This is a genomic window from Pseudomonas sputi (genome assembly GCF_021603585.1).
Taxonomy (GTDB): domain Bacteria; phylum Pseudomonadota; class Gammaproteobacteria; order Pseudomonadales; family Pseudomonadaceae; genus Aquipseudomonas; species Aquipseudomonas sputi.
Map to the genome: position 1 here is coordinate 115659 of NZ_BQHI01000006.1, position 16882 is coordinate 132540.

At 58.7% G+C, this 16882-nt stretch carries 17 protein-coding genes, 3 tRNA genes and 1 pseudogene; 9 read left to right on the forward strand and 12 right to left on the reverse strand.

Features of this window, described 5'->3' with window-relative positions; all coding sequences use genetic code 11:
• Nucleotides 1-10: 10 nt before the first annotated feature.
• From L6D81_RS10890 to L6D81_RS10910, 5 genes are all read right to left on the reverse strand, one after another.
• On the reverse strand, nucleotides 11-1033 hold the full coding sequence (locus L6D81_RS10890) for an ABC transporter permease (protein ID WP_236179052.1): 1023 nt from the start codon (nucleotides 1031-1033) through the stop codon (nucleotides 11-13).
• Nucleotides 1033-2094 carry a microcin C ABC transporter permease YejB gene (locus tag L6D81_RS10895; RefSeq protein ID WP_236179053.1) on the reverse strand — a complete coding sequence of 354 codons (1062 nt, stop codon included), beginning with the start codon at nucleotides 2092-2094 and terminating at the stop codon, nucleotides 1033-1035. The genes L6D81_RS10890 and L6D81_RS10895 overlap by 1 nt, the downstream gene beginning before the upstream one ends.
• Nucleotides 2094-3962 carry an extracellular solute-binding protein gene (locus L6D81_RS10900; RefSeq protein ID WP_236179054.1) on the reverse strand — a complete coding sequence of 623 codons (1869 nt, stop codon included), beginning with the start codon at nucleotides 3960-3962 and terminating at the stop codon, nucleotides 2094-2096. The genes L6D81_RS10895 and L6D81_RS10900 overlap by 1 nt, the downstream gene beginning before the upstream one ends.
• Nucleotides 3963-4096: 134 nt before the next feature.
• The gene (locus tag L6D81_RS10905; protein WP_007952068.1) at nucleotides 4097-4378 is read right to left on the reverse strand and encodes a peptidylprolyl isomerase; all 282 of its coding nucleotides are present in this window, start codon (nucleotides 4376-4378) and stop codon (nucleotides 4097-4099) included.
• A gap of 96 nt (nucleotides 4379-4474) precedes the next feature.
• Nucleotides 4475-5344, reverse strand: coding sequence for an esterase/lipase family protein (locus tag L6D81_RS10910; protein WP_236179055.1), 870 nt, complete (start codon nucleotides 5342-5344; stop codon nucleotides 4475-4477).
• A 340-nt stretch (nucleotides 5345-5684) separates the two neighbouring features.
• Here L6D81_RS10910 and L6D81_RS10915 point away from each other — a divergent pair, with 340 nt between their 5' ends.
• Complete coding sequence (locus L6D81_RS10915; protein WP_236179056.1) at nucleotides 5685-6806, forward strand: hypothetical protein; 1122 nt, start codon at nucleotides 5685-5687, stop codon at nucleotides 6804-6806.
• A 60-nt stretch (nucleotides 6807-6866) separates the two neighbouring features.
• On the opposite strand, the gene L6D81_RS10920 is transcribed toward L6D81_RS10915, so the two are convergent.
• The gene (locus tag L6D81_RS10920) at nucleotides 6867-7943 is read right to left on the reverse strand and encodes a 3-deoxy-7-phosphoheptulonate synthase (protein WP_236179057.1); all 1077 of its coding nucleotides are present in this window, start codon (nucleotides 7941-7943) and stop codon (nucleotides 6867-6869) included.
• A gap of 649 nt (nucleotides 7944-8592) precedes the next feature.
• Here L6D81_RS10920 and L6D81_RS10925 point away from each other — a divergent pair.
• The 8 genes from L6D81_RS10925 (at nucleotide 8593) to L6D81_RS10960 (ending at nucleotide 13243) form a co-directional block, all read left to right on the forward strand.
• Nucleotides 8593-9036, forward strand: coding sequence for a GNAT family N-acetyltransferase (locus L6D81_RS10925; RefSeq protein WP_236179659.1), 444 nt, complete (start codon nucleotides 8593-8595; stop codon nucleotides 9034-9036).
• Between the two features lie 127 nt (nucleotides 9037-9163).
• Complete coding sequence (gacA, locus tag L6D81_RS10930; RefSeq protein WP_032829778.1) at nucleotides 9164-9805, forward strand: response regulator transcription factor GacA; 642 nt, start codon at nucleotides 9164-9166, stop codon at nucleotides 9803-9805.
• 2 nt (nucleotides 9806-9807) lie between these two features.
• Nucleotides 9808-11631, forward strand: a complete 1824-nt coding sequence (gene uvrC, locus L6D81_RS10935) for an excinuclease ABC subunit UvrC (RefSeq protein ID WP_236179058.1) — start codon at nucleotides 9808-9810, stop codon at nucleotides 11629-11631.
• 32 nt (nucleotides 11632-11663) lie between these two features.
• Nucleotides 11664-12224, forward strand: a complete 561-nt coding sequence (pgsA, locus tag L6D81_RS10940) for a CDP-diacylglycerol--glycerol-3-phosphate 3-phosphatidyltransferase (RefSeq protein WP_236179059.1) — start codon at nucleotides 11664-11666, stop codon at nucleotides 12222-12224.
• A 60-nt stretch (nucleotides 12225-12284) separates the two neighbouring features.
• A tRNA-Gly gene (locus tag L6D81_RS10945) sits at nucleotides 12285-12360 on the forward strand.
• Between the two features lie 46 nt (nucleotides 12361-12406).
• A tRNA-Cys gene (locus L6D81_RS10950) sits at nucleotides 12407-12480 on the forward strand.
• A 195-nt stretch (nucleotides 12481-12675) separates the two neighbouring features.
• Nucleotides 12676-12762 (forward strand) — tRNA-Leu (locus L6D81_RS10955).
• Between the two features lie 187 nt (nucleotides 12763-12949).
• Nucleotides 12950-13243: a hypothetical protein gene (locus L6D81_RS10960; RefSeq protein WP_236179060.1), complete on the forward strand. Its 294-nt coding sequence runs from the start codon at nucleotides 12950-12952 to the stop codon at nucleotides 13241-13243.
• Nucleotides 13244-13314: 71 nt separating this feature from the next.
• Here L6D81_RS10960 and L6D81_RS10965 read toward each other — a convergent pair whose 3' ends face one another.
• The 6 genes and pseudogenes from L6D81_RS10965 to modC all read right to left on the reverse strand — a co-directional run bounded on the left by L6D81_RS10965 (nucleotide 13315) and on the right by modC (nucleotide 16880).
• A complete protein-coding gene (locus L6D81_RS10965) occupies nucleotides 13315-13599 on the reverse strand; it encodes a hypothetical protein (protein ID WP_236179061.1) in 285 nt (94 codons plus the stop codon).
• A gap of 79 nt (nucleotides 13600-13678) precedes the next feature.
• A complete protein-coding gene (locus L6D81_RS10970) occupies nucleotides 13679-13909 on the reverse strand; it encodes a hypothetical protein (RefSeq protein WP_039768768.1) in 231 nt (76 codons plus the stop codon).
• A 121-nt stretch (nucleotides 13910-14030) separates the two neighbouring features.
• Nucleotides 14031-14261, reverse strand: a complete 231-nt coding sequence (locus tag L6D81_RS10975; RefSeq protein WP_236179062.1) for a hypothetical protein — start codon at nucleotides 14259-14261, stop codon at nucleotides 14031-14033.
• 71 nt (nucleotides 14262-14332) lie between these two features.
• Nucleotides 14333-14548 (reverse strand): annotated as a pseudogene (locus tag L6D81_RS10980) (ABC transporter ATP-binding protein); the annotation flags it as partial.
• A gap of 141 nt (nucleotides 14549-14689) precedes the next feature.
• Entirely contained in the window at nucleotides 14690-15727 is a 1038-nt protein-coding gene (locus tag L6D81_RS10985) for a DNA topoisomerase IB (protein ID WP_236179063.1), read from the reverse strand.
• Between the two features lie 73 nt (nucleotides 15728-15800).
• On the reverse strand, nucleotides 15801-16880 hold the full coding sequence (gene modC / locus L6D81_RS10990) for a molybdenum ABC transporter ATP-binding protein (protein ID WP_236179064.1): 1080 nt from the start codon (nucleotides 16878-16880) through the stop codon (nucleotides 15801-15803).
• Nucleotides 16881-16882: the final 2 nt, after the last annotated feature.

A 16882-nucleotide genomic window follows, 5' to 3' on the forward strand; every position in this document is an offset into this window, starting at 1 on the left:
AAGGATCCGTTCATGAACGCGGGTCAAAGGCATCGCGCAACGCTTCGCCGATGAATACCAAGAGGGAAAGAATCAGCGCCAAAGTGAAAAACGCGGTCAAGCCGAGCCACGGCGCCTGCAGGTTCTGCTTGCCCTGACCGATCAGCTCGCCCAGCGACGCGCTGCCGGCGGGCATGCCGAAGCCGAGGAAATCCAGTGCGGTCAGAGTGGAAATCGCCCCGGTCAGAATGAAGGGCAGGTAGCTCAGTGTCGCGTTCATCGCGTTGGGCAGGATGTGCCGGACAATCACTTTGCGATCGCTCAAGCCCAGGGCTCGCGCAGCCTTGACGTACTCGAGGTTGCGCCCGCGCAGAAACTCGGCGCGTACCACGTCCACCAGCGCCAGCCAGGAAAACAGCGCCATGATCCCCAGCAGCCACCAGAAGTTCGGCTCGACGAAGCCTGACAGGATGATCAGCAGGTAAAGCACCGGCAACCCCGACCAGACTTCCAGCAAGCGCTGGCCCAACAGATCGACCCAGCCCCCGTAATAGCCCTGCAGGGCACCGGCCGCGATGCCGATCAGGGCACTGACGAAGGTCAGCATCAGGGCGAACAGGATCGACACCCGTGCGCCGAAAATCACTCGAGCCAGCACGTCGCGCGCCTGATCGTCGGTGCCCAGCCAGTTGACCGAAGTCGGCGGGCTCGGAGCCGGTTTGTCGAGGTCGTAGTTCGGGGTGTCGTCACTGAACGGGATTGGCGGAAACAGCAGCCAGCCACCGTCCTTGCGGATCAGCTTCTGCACATAGTCGCTGCGGTAATCGGCCTGGAACGGCAGTTGCCCGCCGAACTCCTGTTCGGTGTGGCGCTTGAACACCGGGAAGTACCATTGGCCCTGATAGCTGACCATCAACGGTTTGTCGTTGGCGATCAGTTCGCCGCCGAGGCTGAGCAGGAACAGGCCGATGAACAGCCACAGTGACCACCAGCCCCGGCGGTTTTTCTTGAAGCGTTCGAAACGGCGACGGCCCAGAGGCGAGAGCTTGAACATCAGGCATTCCTCGCGGCGAAGTCGATACGCGGGTCGACCAGGGTGTAGCACAGGTCGCCGATCAGTTTTATCAGGAGGCCAAACAGGGTGAAGATGAACAGCGAGCCGAACACCACCGGATAGTCACGGGACACCGCCGCTTCGTAACTCATGCGCCCCAGGCCGTCGAGGGAGAAGATCACCTCGATCAGCAATGAACCGGCGAAGAATACGCTGATGAACGCCTGGGGAATGCCCGACACCACCAGCAGCATCGCGTTACGGAACACGTGTCCATAGAGCACCCGGTTTTCGCTCAGGCCTTTGGCGCGCGCGGTGACCACGTATTGCCGGGTGATTTCATTGAGGAACGAGTTCTTGGTGAGGATGGTCAGGGTGGCGAAACCCCCGATCACCAGCGCCGTGACCGGCAACACCAGGTGCCAGAAGTAGTCGGTGATCTTGCCCAGCGTCGACAGGGATTCGAAGTTGTCGGACACCAGCCCGCGTACCGGAAACCAGTTCAGCGATGTGCCGCCGGCGAACACCACGATCAGGAACATCGCGAACAGGAATGCCGGCATGGCGTAGCCAATGATGATCGCCGTGCTGCTCCAGATATCGAAATGGCTGCCGTGGTGCACGGCCTTGCGAATGCCCAGCGGGATCGACACCAGATAAGTGATCAACGTCGCCCACAGCCCGAGGGAAAGGGTGACCGGCATTTTTTGCAGGATCAGGTCGGTGACTGTAGCGCCCCGAAAGAAACTCTTGCCGAAGTCCAGCTGCGCGTAATTCTTGAGCATCAGCCACAGGCGTTCATGGGCCGGCTTGTCGAAACCGTACTGCTTTTCGATGTCCTTGATCAGCTGCGGATCGAGGCCGCGACTGGCGCGGGAGGTGCCGCTCATGGTCTCGCTCGCACCGCCGCCGACACCGGCGCCGCCGATGCCTTGCAAGTGGGCGATGGCCTGTTCCACCGGACCACCCGGCGCGGCCTGGATGATCACGAAGTTGACCAGCAGAATAATCACCAGCGTCGGGATGATCAGCAGCAGGCGCCGCAGTATGTAAGCCCACATCAGTGCGGCCCTCCGGGTCTGCCACGGCTGATTTTCTCGGCCGTCATTTGCTGGTTGGTCAGCGGCGTACGGCTGATTTCCCACCAGCTCTCGATCGCTTCGTCATTGCTTGCCTGCACAGTGGGAATGCCGAAGCGGTTCCACCACACGGTCGACGTGCCCGGCGGGTAATAGTTGGGAATCCAGTAGTAGTTCCATTGCAGTACCCGATCCAGTGCATGGGCGTAACGCAGCATGTCGGCCTGGGTCGAGGCGCGGATCAGACCGTTGATCAAGGTGTCGACCGCCGGGTTCTTCAGCACCATGTAATTGTTGGCACCGGGGTCGTTGGCCGATGCGGAACCGAAGTAGTTCAACAGTTCAGCGCCGGGTGACGTGGTGACTGGGTAACCGGTGACGATCATGTCGTAGTCGCGGCTCATCAGGCGGTTGACGTACTGCGAGGCGTCGATGCGGCGGATGTCGAGGTTGATGCCGATCTGTTTCAGGGTGCGCTTGTACGGCAGCAGCAGGCGATCCATGCCGTTCTGGCTGACCAGGAAGGTGAAGCTCAACGGCTCGCCCTGGGCGTTGACCAACTGGTCGCCATCGGGTTTCCAGCCGGCCTGTTCCAGCAGCTCCAGCGCTTGCAGTTGCTTGTCGCGGATAATGCCGCTGCCATCGGTTTTCGGCGCTTCGAAGACCTGGGTGAACACCTCGTCGGGAATCTGTCCGCGCAAGGGCTCGAGTATCTTCAGTTCGGCAGCATCCGGCAGCCGTCGGGCGGCGAGATCAGTGTTGGAGAAGTAACTCTGCTGGCGGATGTACATGTTGCGCATCATCTGCCGGTTGCTCCATTCGAAATCCCAGAGCATGGCCAGCGCCTGGCGTACCCGGCGATCCTGGAACATCGGCTTTTGCAGGTTGAACACAAAGCCTTGTGCCGACTGCGGCGCTTCGGTGGCCAAGTGAGCCTTTTGCAGGCGACCGTCGCTCAGGGCCGGGCTGTCATAACCGATGGAATAGCCGGTGGCGGAGAATTCACGGTTGTAGTCGTAGGCGCCACCGCGCAGGACCTGGCGGGCGACGTCGGTGTCGCCAAAGTACTCGATGCTGAAATGGTCGAAGTTGTACAGGCCGCGGCTGACCGGCAGGTCCTTGCCCCACCAGTCGGGATTGCGTTCAAAGGTGATGCTGCGCCCTGAGTCGACTTTGCCCACCCGATACGGACCGCTGCCCAGCGGCGGTTCATAGCCGCCACCGCCGGCGAAGTCCCGGGTCTTCCACCAATGTTCGGGAAATACCGGCAGGGTCGCGATGTCCAGCGGCAGGGTGCGGTTTTCGTTGTTTTTGAAATCGAAGCGTACGGTAAGCGGGGCTTCCACTTCGACGCCTTTGACGTCTGCGAACTGGGTGCGATAACGCAGGCTGCCCTGGGTCATCAGCAAATCATGGGTATAACGCACGTCTTCGGCGGTGATCGGTTTGCCATCGGCGAAGCGGGCCTTGGGGTTGATGAAGAAGCGCAGGGACAGGCCGTCATCCGAGCGTTCCATTTTCTGCGCCACCAGACCGTATACGGTGTAGGGCTCGTCGAGCGAGCGCTGGGCCAGCGGGGAATACAGCAAGCCGTCGATCTGGCTGACGCCGATGCCTTTGTCGATGTACGGCAGGACATGGTCGAAGTGGCCGATCTCGATGGCCGAGCGGCGCATCGTCCCGCCCTTGGGAGCCTGGGCGTTGGTGTAATCGAAGTGACTGAAACCGGGCGGGTACTTTGCCGGTTCGCCATAGACGGTCATCGCGTGCTGCGGTGCGGCGTCCACACCAGTGATCCCAAGCAGCAGGGTCACGGCAGTGAACATCAAAGTCGGGAAAGCCAGTCGCATTGTCAGCCTTAAAGCCGGGTAATCGATAAGCGCAATTTGTACGCGAGCGGCGCGCGGTTCGCCAGCGGTGTGGTGTAACCGAAACAAAACGGCCCGCCATCAGGCGGGCCGTTGCGCAGCAGGTCGGGCAGGGATCAGTCCTGACGGCTGGTGACTTCCAGCAGGTGGTAGCCAAACTGGGTCTTGACCGGGCCTTGCACGACGTTGATCGGCGCGCTGAATACCACGGTGTCGAATTCCTTGACCATCTGGCCAGGGCCGAACGAACCCAGATCGCCGCCCTGACGGCTGGACGGGCAGGTGGAGTTGGCCTTGGCCACTTCGGCGAAATCGGCGCCACCTTCGATCTGGGCCTTGAGTTCGTTGCACTTGGCTTCGCTGGAAACCAGGATGTGGCGGGCAGTGGCTTTAGCCATGGGAACACTCTCCAATCAAATCAGTAAAGGGGGGAGCCTACCGGATTCAGTGGCCGATTTCTCGGCAAAGTTCCGTTCGCTCGTCTGATGTGACATCTACAGATCAGCGGCCTGAAGGCGCAAGGCATGCTCGACATAGAGACTTATGGCGTCGTCAGCCATGGCAGGTTGTCCGCTGGATCGCCGCAGAGTGTGCAAATGATCGAGGGAGTAGTCTGAGCGGATCACGGTGCCCAGGTGAGAGCTGAAGCGTCCGACCAGTCCGTCGTTCTGGGCGAGCTCTGTAATAAAGTATTCCGAGAGGGCGCGACAGATGCTCTGGACAGGGTCGAGCGACGGCCCTTCGAATTGCGGCACGACACCGCTCCACGAAAAATAGCGAACGCCATTGACCCATTCTGCACCGTGACCGCCCCAGACCTCGGGCAGACCCTGCGGGTATTTGTCATTGAAGTTGCCGACGCCCTCCGTCGTCAAGGCCCCCAGCGCCGCCAGTGCGCGGTGCGGCAATGCCTTCTGCCCGCTGAGCAGGGACAGAAAATCGGCGAACCGGGTCGCTACATTCTGTGCCACGACCTCCGGCAGTCTTCCAGGTACCAGCGCCTTGCGCAGAAAGTCCGCCAGTTCCGAACCGTGATTTGGCCCGCTGACCGACGTAACGGATGCAACGTTGTGTGGGGCTAGCGCTGCAGCATAGCGTGCTGCGAGTGCGCCTTGACTGTGACCGATCAGGTTGACTTTGGTCGCGCCTGTGCCTCTCAGCACCGTGTCGATTTGCAAGAGCAGTTGCTCCCCGCGAATTTCATTGTCATGGATGGCCGACAGATGAGGCACAAACACCTGCGCGCCGGCAGCCTTGAGCGCCTGCTTGACGTCGTGGAACAGTTCGAACGGGCCAATGCGCTCGAATCCGAACAGGCCATGCACCAAAAGAATGGGATGATTGGTTGTCGCATTTAGTAGCATTTTTCGTCCTTGATCGCAGATGATCGTCGATGTTTTCTGCGTGTCACTCTAAAACAGTCGTGCGCCTTGGGATGCCTGAAGAATCGCCATCATGTGTTGGAAACTGGATCAATGCGTGTATGAATGTTCACTTCTGCATGAACTCCACTTCGGAACATTCAGACAGCTCCCACCTCATCGAAAGTACTTTCCCCCTTTTTGCCTACTTCCTTTAGTGCGTTTGGCCATGGCTTGAGCGGTGAGGAGCTGACATCCGATTGAGGGTTAAGCGGTTTAAATAGAGGCTCTTCGACGCAGCGCTCAGGCGACGTGTCATTTCCAGGGAATGGAGAGGCGACTGATGAATGATGTACAAGCAACGGTCCTGCAAGACCTGCAAGAAAAGGACACATGGAGGGGAGATGACAGCCTTCAGTCGTTCCGACTGTGTCGGGAGGGCGCAGGGGCTTTGCCGTTGCCGGCGCCCACACTGGACTCGATAGTCGGCGCTGTCGTTGACCCGTCATTGAGCAAGGTTGTCGTGCGGATTGCGCCCTGGCCTGAAATGGCATGCGGGGACAGGGTCGTACTGAGCTGGCATGGTCTCGATATGGAAGGCTTGCCGTATCGCCACGAGGTTGCGAGATCTGTCAGTGAAAGGCAGGTGGGCAAAGACATCGTTCTGATCGTGCGGGACGTCCACATTGCCGCGCTGGACGGGGGCACGCTGGAGGTTTTCTGGACATTGAACAGTGTCTCCAGATCGGCGCCTGTCTCTTCGTCGCGCATACAACTGGACGTCGGAGACGTCCGCTACAGTCTGTTACCGGTCCTCGTTGAGGATGCCGTCCGAGGCTGCCTCGATCCGGCTCGCGTACCCGACGGAACGACCGCCATCCTTCAACCCTATGCCGGGATGGGGCCAGGCGACCGGGTGGAGTTGATCTGGCAGGGGCCTTCACCGCAGGCGTCGTTTCGAGACAACCTGATCGTTGAATTCTTTGCTGTCGGTCAGCCCCTCGTGTTCGGTGTCGCGCCCGAATTCATCGCCCCGCATTCAGGCGGCGAGGTGTCGGTCCGCTACCGTGTCGAGCAGAAAAGCGGAGCCGTTCGTGAGTCAGGCGTTACGCGGGTCAGCATCGCTCCGTTGACACGAGGCGAGCTACCGGCACCCCGGGTGCTTGAAGCGGAGGACGGCGTGCTTGATATGCAGGACGCTGCCGATGGCATCAGCGTGATGATAAGTGATGCGCAGGTGGAGGAGGGCGAGCTGGTTTATCTCAAGTGCGACGGCGAATCGTTCTTCCATAGGGACGACCGGGAAATCATCGAAGGGATGGCCATGCAGCCTTTGGTCTTCATCGTGCCTTACCGGTTCTGGCGCGAGCATGCGAACACTGTTGTACGGTTGTCCTACTCGGTTGAGCGGCTGGATGATGTCAGTCAGGAATCCGGGGTGACCCTGGTGCGTGTTCAGGCTTGACCCATCGATGCCGAAGTAGCCCGCCCTCCATTGAAACTCGGCGAAGGGCGGTGCTCATCATCAGGCCGATGTCTGTTTTCGCAGACGGTGTGTGGCGTCCAGCAACAATTGTTTCGTAGCCTCGAACCCGAGGCAGCCATCGGTAACCGAAACGCCGTAGCGAAGCGACTCGCTCAGGGGTTGGCATCCTTCGAACAGGTGCGATTCAAGCATCATGCCGATCAGCGAACGGTCGCCTTGCAAGCGCTGCTCCAGCACATGATTGAACACGTCGGGCTGGCGAAGCGGATCCTTGCCGCTGTTGGCGTGGCTACAGTCGACCATTATCCGGCTCGGGATTTTCAGTCGGTTCAATTCGCTGTTTATCCTGGCAACGCTTTCACGGTCATAGTTCGGGCCCTGATGTCCGCCCCGCAACACCAGATGCGTATCCGGGTTGCCGAGAGTCGGGATGATTGCCGGATGGCCCTGGCTGTCCACGCCGAAATGGCGATGAGGATGAGCTGCCGAACGCATCGCATCGACTGCAATGGCGACACCACCATCGGTTCCATTCTTGAAGCCGACCGGCATGCCAAGCCCGCTGGCCATTTCCCGATGGATCTGTGATTCAGTGGTGCGGGCACCAATGGCGACCCAGCTCAGCAAGTCATCGAAGTATCCGGCGGCCATGGGTTGCAGCAGTTCAGTGGCAACCGGCAGCCCGAGGCGGATCATTTCCAGCATCAGTTCGCGCGATAGTGTCAGGCCTGCAGCCATGTCGTCGCTGCCGTCGAGATGAGGGTCGTAGGCCAGGCCTTTCCAGCCTACGGTGGTGCGCGGCTTTTCAACGTAGGCGCGCATGACAAGCAACATGTCCTGACGGACTTCGCTGGCCAATTGTGCGAGTTTCCCGGCGTATTCAAGTGCGGACTCGGGGTCGTGTATCGAGCAGGGGCCGACGATCACCAAGAGGCGTTGATCTTCACCATTGAGAATCGCTCGGACGGCCTGGCGGTGGGCAATGATTTGATTGCTCAGTGCATTGCTGAGCGGCAGTTGCTGCTTGAGTTGCAGCGAACTTGGCAGCCGCAGGGTCAGTGCTTCGTTGGCAGGGTTCAGGGTGGACAGTGGCAGAGCAGAAACGGACGAGTTCATATTCGGTATTCCTGGGCGGATGGCGGGGGCTTCCCGCTCATTCAGCCCTGCTGGGGTGTTCGACAATTGGCCGGATTGGCTACGTGTGTTGGCTTGCCACCTGTGGGTGACCGATCGGAGGCGGCAGGTTGTCCCGAGCGGAGGTTGGTAAATCGCCAGGCGGTAAAACTGTCGTAACGGTAATAAGTGGCGTAGTTCATTGAATGAGTCCTCAAAGTGTCTGGTGTGTTGCTGAGAAAAAATCGGGCCTGAAAAAACAAAACCCCCGGTCGGGAGGCCGACCGGGGGTTGAGAAATCTCTGGTAGGCGACCCGTTCAAATGGGCGCCGTGTGGGTATCAGGCGCGCCAGTGGCTAAACCAATACCCAAAATAAAAGCTTGCTGGAGCAGCACAGGCGCCGTTCACCCGGGCAGCCGCAACCGAGCGCGGGGCGCCGGCGGTACGAAGCTGTGAAAGGGTGTTGAACATGAGCTGTCTCCGATGAATGCGCCGAGCTTACTAGAGGCTGCTGCGCGTCAGCAATCAGAAAATGCTATCGGAGTGGCAGGTGGGGCTCTATGGGTTGAGCGCTCGCCAGGGTGTGACACACTCTGCTTTGTGAACCTGCTTTCAGAGAAGAGCATGGATTTGAAGAAGATCGAGGCAGAGATGGGCTTTAAATTGCGTCAGGCAACGTCTGCCGACCTGTCGTTTGTGCGAGAGCTGACTTGCCGAAACATGCTCCGTTACTACATTCACTATGACTTGCTGTGGCAGGACGAGGCGTTCGATGTCGCTTGGGCCGGGCGCGAAAACTGGTTGATCCTGCGTGAAGACGAATTGTTGGGTTATTTCAGTCTGAGCCGTGATGCTCGGGCCTTGTATATCCGCGAATTGCAGATCGTCGAAAGCGCTCAAGGCCAGGGTGCGGGATCCTGGGCGATCGATCAGGTTGTTGCGATGGCTCGACTGGAGCGACGCCCGGCGTTGCGCCTGACGGTGTTCAAAAACAATCCGGCGCAAAATCTGTATCGAAGAAAGGGAATGTTTGTGCAGGGCGAGGACGAGTATTTCCTGCGAATGCAGCTCGATTTCAGTACACCTGTGCTCTGAAACCCACGGCTGGCAAGCCCTCGATGAAGAATTGAAACTTTTTATATGTCGCTTGCCGCTAGGTCTGCCACGCACTTTTTGCTAAGGTGTCCGGCATCCCAATAAGACCATATCGCGAGGTGTCTGCTTGATTAGGGTGCTAGTGGTCGACGACCACGATCTCGTTCGTACAGGCATTACACGGATGCTGGCCGATATCGATGGCTTGCAGGTGGTAGGTCAGGCCGAGTCCGGGGAAGAATCCCTCATCAAGGCTCGTGAGTTGAAGCCCGACGTGGTGCTGATGGACGTCAAGATGCCGGGCATCGGTGGCCTCGAAGCCACGCGCAAACTGTTGCGAAGCCATCCCGACATCAAAGTGGTCGCGGTCACCGTGTGTGAGGAAGATCCGTTTCCTACACGTTTGTTGCAGGCCGGTGCGGCGGGGTATCTGACCAAGGGCGCCGGGTTGCCGGAAATGGTTCAGGCCATTCGCCTGGTGTTTGCCGGTCAGCGCTATATCAGTCCGCAGATTGCCCAGCAATTGGCAATCAAGTCCTTTCAGCCGACCAACGACTCACCGTTCGATGCGTTGTCGGAACGGGAGATCCAGATTGCGTTGATGATTGTCGGCTGTCAGAAGGTTCAGATCATTTCCGACAAGTTATGCCTGTCGCCGAAAACCGTGAATACCTACCGTTACCGCATTTTCGAGAAGCTCTCGATCAGCAGCGATGTCGAACTGACGCTTCTGGCGGTCCGTCACGGCATGGTTGATGCCAGCCTCTGACCATGACTGAAGTATTCGATTCGGGCGCCTTTTTATCGACCGTCAGCGGGCGCCCCGGCGTGTATCGCATGTTCGACAGCGATGCGCGTCTGTTGTACGTAGGCAAGGCCAAGAACCTCAAGAAGCGCCTGGCCAGTTACTTTCGCAAGACCGGCCTGGCGCCGAAAACCGCGGCTCTGGTCGGGCGTATCGCTCAGGTCGAAACCACCATCACGTCCAACGAGACAGAGGCGTTGCTGCTTGAGCAAACGCTGATCAAGGAGTGGCGGCCGCCGTACAACATCCTGTTGCGCGACGATAAATCCTATCCCTATGTCTTCTTGTCTGACGGGCAATTCCCGCGTCTGAGCATTCATCGCGGGGCTAAAAAGGCCAAGGGTAAATATTTTGGTCCCTACCCGAGTGCCGGGGCGATTCGCGAAAGTCTCAGCCTTCTGCAGAAGACGTTCTTCGTGCGTCAGTGCGAGGACAGCTACTACAAAAACCGGACCCGGCCATGCCTGCAATATCAGATCAAACGTTGCAAGGCGCCTTGTGTCGGGCTGGTCGAGCCTGAGGTATACGCCGAGGATGTGCGTCACTCGGTGATGTTCCTCGAAGGGCGCAGTCATGCGCTGACCAATGAATTGTCGACGGCCATGGAAGAGGCTGCGATCAATCTCGAATTCGAGCGTGCCGCCGAACTGCGCGACCAGATTGCCTTGCTGCGGCGAGTGCAGGATCAGCAGAGCATGGAAGGCGGAACGGGTGATATCGATGTGATCGCCGCGTTCGTCAACCCGGGCGGTGCCTGTGTCCACCTGATCAGCGTGCGGGGAGGGCGAGTGCTTGGCAGCAAGAATTTCTTCCCCCAGGTCGGGATCGAAGAAGACGTAGCCGAAGTCATGGCTGCGTTTCTGGGGCAATACTTCATCAGCAGTCCGGAGCGCGACTTGCCGAGCGAGTTGATCGTCAATGTCGTGCACGAAGACTTTCCTGCCTTGATCGAGGCCATTCACACGCTGCGCGGACGCGAGCTGACCATCAGCCATCGGGTGCGCGGTACGCGGGCGCGCTGGCAGCAATTGGCCGTGACCAATGCCGAACAGGCACTTGGCGCAAGGCTGGCCAACCGTCAACACGTCGCCGCACGTTTTGAAGCACTGGCTGAAGTGTTGAACCTCGATGAACCGCCGCAGCGGCTCGAATGCTATGACATCAGCCACTCCAGCGGTGAGGCCACGGTGGCTTCCTGCGTAGTGTTCGGCCCGGAAGGCGCGATCAAATCGGATTATCGCCGCTATAACATCGAAGGCGTGACCGCGGGCGATGATTACGCCGCCATGCATCAGGCCCTGACCCGACGCTTCAGCAAGCTGAAGGAGGGCGAGGGCAAGTTGCCGGACATCCTGTTGGTGGACGGCGGCAAGGGGCAGTTATCGATGGCGCGTGATGTGCTCAACGAGCTGGCTGTTCCGGATCTTATTCTGCTGGGGGTCGCGAAGGGGGCCACGCGCAAGGCGGGGTTCGAGACTTTGTATCTGAATGATGCGGCAAACGAGTTTACCTTGCGGGGGGACTCGCCGGCACTGCATCTGATCCAGCAGATTCGTGACGAGGCCCACCGCTTTGCGATCACCGGCCACCGCGCACGGCGCGGCAAGACCCGCCGTACGTCAACGCTGGAGGGTGTAGCGGGCGTAGGGCCGACCCGGCGTCGGGATTTGTTGAAACATTTTGGTGGATTGCAGGAGCTGTCTCGTGCAAGCATCGAAGAGATCGCCAAAGCACCGGGGATCAGCAAAAAGCTAGCAGAGTCGATTTATGCAAACCTGCATAGTGAGTAGAATGCCCATTCACCTCGTAGCCAGTTGTGCCGATGAATATCCCTAATCTGATTACCGTTCTCCGCGTCCTGCTCATCCCGATCTTCATTCTGCTGTTCTATCTGCCTTACCAATGGAGCTATCTGGCCTCAAGTTCGGTATTCGCCTTTGCGGCGGCAACGGACTGGCTGGACGGCTATCTCGCGCGACGCCTGGAGCAAAGCACGCCGTTTGGTGCGTTTCTGGATCCTGTCGCTGACAAATTGATGGTTGCTGTTGCCCTGGTGTTGCTGGTGCAAGAGCATGGCAACCTTTGGCTCACACTGCCGGCGGCTGTCATCATTGGTCGCGAGATCGTAGTTTCTGCATTGCGTGAGTGGATGGCTGAACTTGGTGCCCGGGCTCATGTTGCCGTATCTAATCTGGGCAAGTGGAAAACGGCTGCGCAGATGCTTGCACTGGTAATCCTCCTGGCGAACCCCAAGGCTTTCAGTTTCTGGGTTCTCACCGGTTATGCGTTGCTGATGGTCTCTGCAGGCCTGACCCTGTGGTCGATGGTTCAATACCTTCGCGCTGCCTGGCCACATCTGAAGACCGATGTTGAAAAGAAATAAAACTTTTTTGAATCAAAGGGTTGACGGGGCATCTGGAATCTATAGAATGCGCCACACCAAGCGGGAATAGCTCAGTTGGTAGAGCACGACCTTGCCAAGGTCGGGGTCGCGAGTTCGAGTCTCGTTTCCCGCTCCAGTTTGTACAGCGTTTGTTGTTGCGCTACTGACAGCAAATGTTTTGAGGCCGAGTAGCAAAATGGTTATGCAGCGGATTGCAAATCCGCCTACGCCGGTTCGATTCCGACCTCGGCCTCCACTCTAAACAAGCTCCGTAGATCCATGATTTACGGAGCTTTTTTATTTGCGTTGCACGGAAAGATTTAGTCTTTGAAACGGCAACTGCAAACTTGCTTCACCGGGAAGTGATGTATATATTTCCCCCTCTGCCGCCGACGTGCAGTTCCTGTCGGGACTGTGAATCGTGATCAGAGTAAAGCAACACCGCGCTACCGCCCGAATGGCGAAACTGGTAGACGCATGGGACTTAAAATCCCCCGCTCGTAAGGGCGTGCCGGTTCGATTCCGGCTTCGGGCACCATGAATATCAAGGGCTTGCATGAGATACCTCATGCAAGCCCTTTTGTTTTTCCGCAATGAAAAACTCTTTTCGGCGTTTCACCTCGCAATCAACACTTTTTCCTTTCTGTTTCATACGGACTGTTCGGCATTGAGCACGAATTGAGCTAGTGTTTCTTTCTCGCTCAACCCAACAAAGGACACTGATGATGAAGCGACTGCTATTGGGCATTTTGTTGATGTCTTCAGGCCTGGCTCAAGCGCAGATCCCGCTGCTGAACGCCACATGCCCTGGAAACATTGAGGTCCACGCAGACAAGGGTGGCCCTATTTACATCAATGGCAAAGAAGGGAAGCTGAAGAAATTCAACGATAACGCCTTTGAGGCCAAAGGCAGCGGGGTGACTATCTCACTGACGATCATGCCCGACGGCTCACCTGATGTTTCGTATACAGGCAAAAACAAAGCCCATGGGGTTTGCCAGGTGATGCAAGCGAAGTAAGCGTCGGGCTCGGGTCGTAAGGGTATTTAGCGAATAGCAAAAAGGGCCGATTCAATCGGCCCTTTTTTTGTTCAGACAAACCCCTGTCCGCTAAATCCTCTGGGCAAACGCTGAAGCCCTGCCATTTCGGTTAACCGCTCGATCCATTCCGAACGCCAGTTGGACGCCGTGTGGGCCGCTCTGGAGTGGCGATTCGCGCGGCGCGCCGCATTGCGCTGATCTTTGCGGGCATCCTTGTACGCATCAGTATTGCGGCAGCTGCGGCATTTCACTCGATTGAGTTCGCTGCTGGAGGAGAGGTTGTTGCCCTTGTGCCCACAGGCCAGATGCCCGTCTACTTTGAAATGAATGACCATGAGACGTCTCCTTGGTGACGTGTAAAGGGTTTGACCTTCCACGACCAAGGGCGTTCTTCCATGCAGGCGAATCGTTGACCTACCTGAAGCGTGGCAGCGGCCGATCAATAGGCTTGAGCGACGACAAAGTACTGCGAATCAGGGGGGTGTCCTTGTCGATATCGTTCAGCCGGTCGCGGATGCGCAGGGCGGTAGGGTGTCCGCCTTGATGATCGACCCAGTCGGCGATCTCTTTGCAGGCTGCCGCGAGACGCGCCTCCCGGGCCTCGAGCAAGGTAAGGAGAGTGGTGATGGACTCTTTTTCGGACATGGAGCACCTCCGTTCATTGATCCGCTCGGTGGCAGCAAAAAGCCCGCTGGGGGCGAGCTTTCTGCCGTTGGGGCGCTGCTCCTTCAGCTGATTTTGAGTATAGACCCGTAAATGACCGCTATCAGCCCGACGACTCGGCGGCGGACACTCGCGAGCTGGCGGCATTGAGCCGATGACATTCCTTGTGGGCGTCTTCTTCCCGGTCGTAGCCATCGCCGATGAAACCACCGGTTCGCGTGTCGCGGATGCGATACCAGCCCAACGCTTCGGCGGGCTCATGGAGCGTTTCTCCGGCGCGCCGGCCGTGGATGATGATCTTGTTGCAGCGCTTCACGACGAATATGTCTTCCATGGCGTCACCGCAGCTGATTCCTACCAGATCAACTATAGAAGGCCTGAACAATCGTGCAAAAAATAGACAAGTCAGTTCGTCGGGTACAGTCGCCAGCCTGATCGCTGCCAGCGCAGGTGGTGAGTCGGATTCAACGCCTCAAGGAAGTCCTGATCGTGGGAAACGACGACAATGGCGCCCGGAAATGTCCGCAATGCCCGCTTGAATGCGTCCACCGAAGGCAGAACCAGATGATGGGTCGGTTCATCCAGCAGCAACAGCTGCGCAGGATTCGCTCGCCACAAGGCCCACCTCCAAAAAATGTCGTGAACACTGACAAACACCATGAGCGGCGTGTCGCGATTACATTTTTGAAGGTTTGGTTGTTCACTTCTGCGGTCGTCCTGGGGAGGTAGGAGGGCGTGGCCTAGTCGAGACGGTCGCAGGCTTCAAGGCGCGTCTGCCTGCTCGACCATCCGTTCAAGGAACAGCGCCAGCGCGACTTCTTCCTTGCGCAGGCCCTTGCGAATGCGCGGTTTCGGCAACTCGGTCAGGGCGCCGAGCATGAAGTGTTCCACCACCGCCGGGTGGATGTAGCATTTTCGACAGACCGCCGGCGTGTTACCCAGTTGGCGGGCGACACCCTTCACCATCTCGACCACATGCCGCTTGGCTTCGGCCTCGGACTCCCATTGCAGCTCCCGCAGAACCGCCAACGCCAGGGCGCTGCCGGCCCAGGTCCGATAATCCTTGGCGGTGAAATCCGCGCCGGTCAGGGTTTGCAGGTAGGTGTTGACGTCAGAAGAACTGACCGTATGCCGCTCGCCATTTTCGTCCAGATACTGAAACAGGTTCTGCCCCGGAATTTCCAGGCAGCGCTTGATGATTCGCGCCAGGCGCCGGTCCTTCACTGTGATCTGATGTTCGATGCCGCTCTTGCCGCGAAACTGGAACAGGATCGCGCTGCCGTTGACCTCGACATGCCGGCTGCGCAGGGTGGTCAGGCCGTAGGAGCGATTGTCCCGCGCGTATTGCGTATTGCCGACGCGGATCAGCGTGGCGTCGAGCAGTGTGATAACGGTTGCCATGACTTTGTCGCGACTGAATCCGGGCGATGCCAGCAGTGCCTCCAGCTGTTTGCGCAGCTTGGGCAGCGCCAGGCCGAATTCGCGCAGACGCGAATACTTGTCGGCGTCGCGCACTTCGCGCCAGCGTGGGTGATAGCGATATTGCTTGCGCCCACGGGCATCGCGTCCGGTGGCTTGCAGATGGCCGCGCGGGTCGGCGCAAATCCACACGTCGGTGTAGGCCGGTGGAACGGCCAGTGCGTTGATGCGTTTGATCTCGTCAGGATCGGTGATGTGCTGGCCTTCGGGATTGAAGTAGGCGAATTTTCCGCGCAACTTTTTGCGGGTGATGCCGGGCTGCGTGTCATCGACGTAATGAAGGTCCGAAGGTAATACTTCGGTGAGCGCAGTATCGGGCATGGCGGACTTCCTTCGCGGCAAATCAGGCTGTTAAAGCCATTGACCGCACACCATGACGGACGTGCCCGCGGGTTTACGCCAGCACCGCGACGGCCTTGATCTGGGCCCACAATGACTGGCCCGGATGCACGCCAAGCTGATCCCGTGAATAGCGAGTGATGCGCGCCAACAAGGGTGTCCCGCCGGCATCGAGGCGAATGAGCACGTGCGCGGCGTTATCGGCCGGCTGTTCGCTGACGACCGTGACCGGCAGGCGATTGAGGATGCTGCTGAAGTCACTGTTTTGCAGGGTCAGGCTGATGTCGCGCGCGTGTACCTTGCAACGCAGGCTCTGACCCGTCGTCATGGGCGCGTGGGTCACGCGAATGTTCAGTGGCGAGTCCGGCAGTTGCAGGGTGAGCAATTGATAGTCGGCATCGTAGCCGCTGACCTGGCCTTCGATGATCACTCCGGCGTCATTGTCCATGGCCAGCGGCAGATCGAGCCGTGCCAGGGTTTCGCCAATCGGGCCGCTGGCCAGCGCTTTGCCGTCGTTGAGCAGCACCAGGTGATCGGCGAGCCTGGCCACTTCGTCCTGAGCATGGCTGACATACAGCACCGGGATTTCCAGTTCGTCATGCAGGCGTTGCAGGTAGGGCAGGATTTCCCTTTTGCGCTGACTGTCGAGGGCCGCCAAAGGCTCATCCATCAACAGCAATGTGGGGCTGGTCAACAATGCGCGGGCGATGCCGACACGCTGACGCTCGCCGCCCGACAAGTGCTGCGGGTGACGATCCAGCAAATGGCCGATCCCCAGCAGTTCGGTGGCTTGGGTCATGTCGACCCGGCGCTGTGACTTGGCGATGCGCTTGAGCCCGAACTGCAGATTGGCCAGCACCGACAGGTGCGCAAACAGGCTGGCTTCTTGAAACACATAACCGAGCGCGCGTTTGTGCGGCGGTACGAAAATGCCTTTTTCGCTGTCCTGCCAGACCTCGTCATTGATGCGGATAAAAGCTTGCGGCGCGCGTTCGAGCCCGGCGATGCAGCGCAGGCAGGTGGTCTTGCCCGAGCCGGACTGACCAAACAGTGCCGTCACGCCACGCCCGGGCAGTTGCAGGTCAACATCGAGGCTGAAGCCCGGCCAGGTCAGTTTCAGACGTGCATCAATCATCG

Bases quoted from the DNA above. Each gene is read 5' to 3' on its own strand.
- pgsA (WP_236179059.1), top strand. From the start codon at position 11,664: ATGAATATCCCTAATCTGATTACCGTTCTCCGCGTCCTGCTCATCCCG.
- uvrC (WP_236179058.1), top strand. From the start codon at position 9,808: ATGACTGAAGTATTCGATTCGGGCGCCTTTTTATCGACCGTCAGCGGG.
- L6D81_RS10985 (WP_236179063.1), bottom strand. From the start codon at position 15,727: ATGCCCGATACTGCGCTCACCGAAGTATTACCTTCGGACCTTCATTAC.
- modC (WP_236179064.1), bottom strand. From the start codon at position 16,880: ATGATTGATGCACGTCTGAAACTGACCTGGCCGGGCTTCAGCCTCGAT.
- L6D81_RS10970 (WP_039768768.1), bottom strand. From the start codon at position 13,909: ATGTCCGAAAAAGAGTCCATCACCACTCTCCTTACCTTGCTCGAGGCC.
- L6D81_RS10960 (WP_236179060.1), top strand. From the start codon at position 12,950: ATGAAGCGACTGCTATTGGGCATTTTGTTGATGTCTTCAGGCCTGGCT.
- L6D81_RS10895 (WP_236179053.1), bottom strand. From the start codon at position 2,094: ATGTGGGCTTACATACTGCGGCGCCTGCTGCTGATCATCCCGACGCTG.
- L6D81_RS10920 (WP_236179057.1), bottom strand. From the start codon at position 7,943: ATGAACTCGTCCGTTTCTGCTCTGCCACTGTCCACCCTGAACCCTGCC.
- L6D81_RS10965 (WP_236179061.1), bottom strand. From the start codon at position 13,599: ATGGTCATTCATTTCAAAGTAGACGGGCATCTGGCCTGTGGGCACAAG.
- L6D81_RS10900 (WP_236179054.1), bottom strand. From the start codon at position 3,962: ATGCGACTGGCTTTCCCGACTTTGATGTTCACTGCCGTGACCCTGCTG.
- L6D81_RS10925 (WP_236179659.1), top strand. From the start codon at position 8,593: ATGGGCTTTAAATTGCGTCAGGCAACGTCTGCCGACCTGTCGTTTGTG.
- L6D81_RS10890 (WP_236179052.1), bottom strand. From the start codon at position 1,033: ATGTTCAAGCTCTCGCCTCTGGGCCGTCGCCGTTTCGAACGCTTCAAG.
- L6D81_RS10905 (WP_007952068.1), bottom strand. From the start codon at position 4,378: ATGGCTAAAGCCACTGCCCGCCACATCCTGGTTTCCAGCGAAGCCAAG.
- L6D81_RS10975 (WP_236179062.1), bottom strand. From the start codon at position 14,261: ATGGAAGACATATTCGTCGTGAAGCGCTGCAACAAGATCATCATCCAC.
- L6D81_RS10915 (WP_236179056.1), top strand. From the start codon at position 5,685: ATGAATGATGTACAAGCAACGGTCCTGCAAGACCTGCAAGAAAAGGAC.
- L6D81_RS10910 (WP_236179055.1), bottom strand. From the start codon at position 5,344: ATGCTACTAAATGCGACAACCAATCATCCCATTCTTTTGGTGCATGGC.